This is a genomic window from Chamaesiphon sp. GL140_3_metabinner_50, from assembly GCF_025361915.1.
In the GTDB taxonomy this organism is placed as follows: Bacteria; Cyanobacteriota; Cyanobacteriia; order Cyanobacteriales; family Chamaesiphonaceae; genus Chamaesiphon.
In genome coordinates this window covers 1-2,461 of record NZ_JANYJC010000011.1, presented here as the reverse complement: position 1 = coordinate 2,461, position 2,461 = coordinate 1, and the positions used below count along the sequence as shown (strand labels likewise).

Annotated in this window: 3 protein-coding genes and 1 pseudogene; 2 read left to right on the top strand and 2 right to left on the bottom strand. The window is 47.4% G+C overall.

Going from position 1 to position 2,461, the window contains the following annotated elements; genetic code table 11:
- Window positions 1–434, bottom strand: a pseudogene (locus tag Q0R35_RS00380) (primosomal protein N'); the annotation flags it as partial.
- A 115-nt stretch (window positions 435–549) separates the two neighbouring features.
- Here Q0R35_RS00380 and Q0R35_RS00375 point away from each other — a divergent pair.
- Both Q0R35_RS00375 and Q0R35_RS00370 read left to right on the top strand, forming a co-directional pair.
- Window positions 550–1,398 (top strand): ADP-ribosylglycohydrolase family protein, encoded by an 849-nt coding sequence (locus tag Q0R35_RS00375; RefSeq protein WP_295613264.1) that lies wholly within the window; start codon window positions 550–552, stop codon window positions 1,396–1,398.
- Window positions 1,399–1,467: 69 nt separating this feature from the next.
- Window positions 1,468–2,169, top strand: a complete 702-nt coding sequence (locus Q0R35_RS00370; protein WP_295613261.1) for a Uma2 family endonuclease — start codon at window positions 1,468–1,470, stop codon at window positions 2,167–2,169.
- 10 nt (window positions 2,170–2,179) lie between these two features.
- Here Q0R35_RS00370 and Q0R35_RS00365 read toward each other — a convergent pair.
- A partial coding sequence (locus tag Q0R35_RS00365) for a helix-hairpin-helix domain-containing protein (protein WP_295613258.1) occupies window positions 2,180–2,461 on the bottom strand: 282 nt, incomplete at its 5' end.

Here is a 2,461-nt window from a genome sequence, read left to right as displayed (position 1 = left end):
GCAATATCGCTCAAGAAAATATCTAAGTTTGCATCTGAATTAATTGCCTTAATTCGCCGATGCGATCGGGTCAATAGTCCGGGCGGCAAAGCCACCTTAATAACTTGAATTAGTGATGTATGATAGTAATCGGCAATCTGTTCTAACCACTGCCAATAATTAGCTTTAAATAATCCCGATGCCACCACATCATCGATATCTTTAATTTGAGACATCGAGATATTTTCTGGCAATCGATCGACAAATCTAATCGCAATTCCCCCAACTACTTGTCCGCCTAATGGTACGCTGAGAATATCCCCCACCCGAATCTTCAATCGTTCCGGCACATTATAAGTGTATAGGGCTTGAGTACCCGGACAATCGACTAATACTTCTACTAGCCCCGATGCTTTAATACCGACAGCATATCCCGTCATCGGTTCGGATACCATCCTCGGAGCAGACAAATCGGGATACAGCATGAAGTTAGAAAATAAGGGCTGGGAAAATATCTAAATTTGTCAAATATATTAAAATACAATCATCTTCTAGCTAAATAAATTATTAATGAAACACTTATTATTAACTAGATTTCAAGGTGCATTAATCGGTGGAAATATTATCTATGTCGATCGCCACCAGATCGCACCCAATCAACTAATCCTCGATACAATGCCAGCCTTAGAACGGGGAATTAATAGCTTAATCGATCGCGGAAAATTTGACTCGCAAGATTGGTCGCAACAGATTTTCATCGAACCAGCAGAGCCGCACCAGGCGATCGTCACAATGCTACCATTAATGCTATTTTTTCACGACGATCGCATCAAATTACGAGAAACTCTCATTAACGTCAGTCATGGCTGGCAACTAGACTGGGAAACTTGCTCCAGCGCAGTGGCTATCGGTTATATTATATCTCGATCGCTCACAGAATCTCTCAACCCCCGCACGATTATTACCCAACTGCTCGATGAGATGACCAATCTGCATCCACTCATCTTTCAAGAACTTAGCACGATCGACCGATTACTCGATCGCACCACGAGCCTGCATCGAGTCGCCCAAAGATTAGCCACTACCGAGCACCCGATTATCGCCCCCACATTACTAGCCATTTATTGCTTCCTTTCTACCCCCGAAGACTTTAGTTTAGCAACTCGTCGCGCCGATCGATTAGACGATCGTTCCCAGCTTACCCAGGCGTTGACGGGCATTCTCGCAGGCGCGCACAATAGTCTGACAGAAATTCCGCTCAATGGCTATGTCGCCACTCAAGAGCGGGTACAGTGGCTGTCTCTAGCCCAAAATTTGCTAGGTGTTTGGGCGGGTGTCGATCTCCATCGTGGTTTTCCCACCCATCCGGCGGCACCGTTGGCGGTGGCGGCACCTCAAGTCATTCAACGACGCGGTTGAGATCTTGGGGGAGTATCAACGGATCTGTCCGAATGATATAATCTAAATGTACTCATTGCCACCCTAGTTATGGTATCTCAACATCCAGCTAAGGTTTATTATCCCGACAGTGACGGCCAACCGATGGCAGATAACACCAAACAGTTTCGCTGGATCGTCACGATTAAAGAAAATCTAGACTTACTATTTGCCGCAGATCCGAACGTATTTGTGGCTGGCGATTTGCTCTGGTATCCCGTCGAAGGTGACAACACTATTCGCAATGCGCCGGATGCGATGGTAGTATTTGGTAGACCAAAAGGAGACAGAGGTTCATATCAACAGTGGAAGGAAGATAATATTCCGCCGCAAGTGGTGTTTGAAATCTTATCCCCTGGCAATCGGATGGGCGAGATGGATCGCAAACGCCAGTTTTACGAACGTTATGGTGTGGCAGAATACTATATCTACGATCCCGATCGATTAGATTTGAGTGGCTGGATGCGATCGGATGATAAATTGGTATCGATTTCCCAGGGGGAAGGCTCCGCCAACGCCGCAATTGACGATTGGGTGAGTGTAAGATTAGGCATCCGCTTTGTCATGAGAGCGGGTGAAGAATTAGTTATTTATCGCCCCGATGGTGAGAAGTTCATCGGGTTTGGCGAGTTAGACGAACTACGTCGCAGCCAACAGCGACGAGCCGAAAATGCCGAGCTAAGAGCCGAGAATGCCGAGCGAGAAGCCGAAAGACTTGCTGCTAAATTAAGAGCGTTAGGCATCGAGCCGTGATGTTGCGCTCTTATTCTGGGTGGAAATAACGATAAATTTCCCCAGCGACGTGAGTGCCGATACCGGGAGCTTTAGCTAAATCTTCGACGCTGGCGGCTCTGATATAATCGATCGAGTGGAAATGCGCGAGTAGTTGCTTTTGACGATGTGCGCCTAATCCGGGAACATCGTCGAGATAGGAGCGGGTTTGTTTTTGGCTGCGCTGTTGGCGGTGGAAGGTAATGGCAAAACGGTGCGATTCATCGCGCACGCGCCGCAGGAGTTGAACGCCCGGTTGGTCGGCTTCGGTGGG

Coding starts and splice junctions, on each gene's coding strand:
- Q0R35_RS00375 (WP_295613264.1), top strand. CDS start 550: ATGAAACACTTATTATTAACTAGATTTCAAGGTGCATTAATCGGTGGA.
- Q0R35_RS00370 (WP_295613261.1), top strand. CDS start 1,468: ATGGTATCTCAACATCCAGCTAAGGTTTATTATCCCGACAGTGACGGC.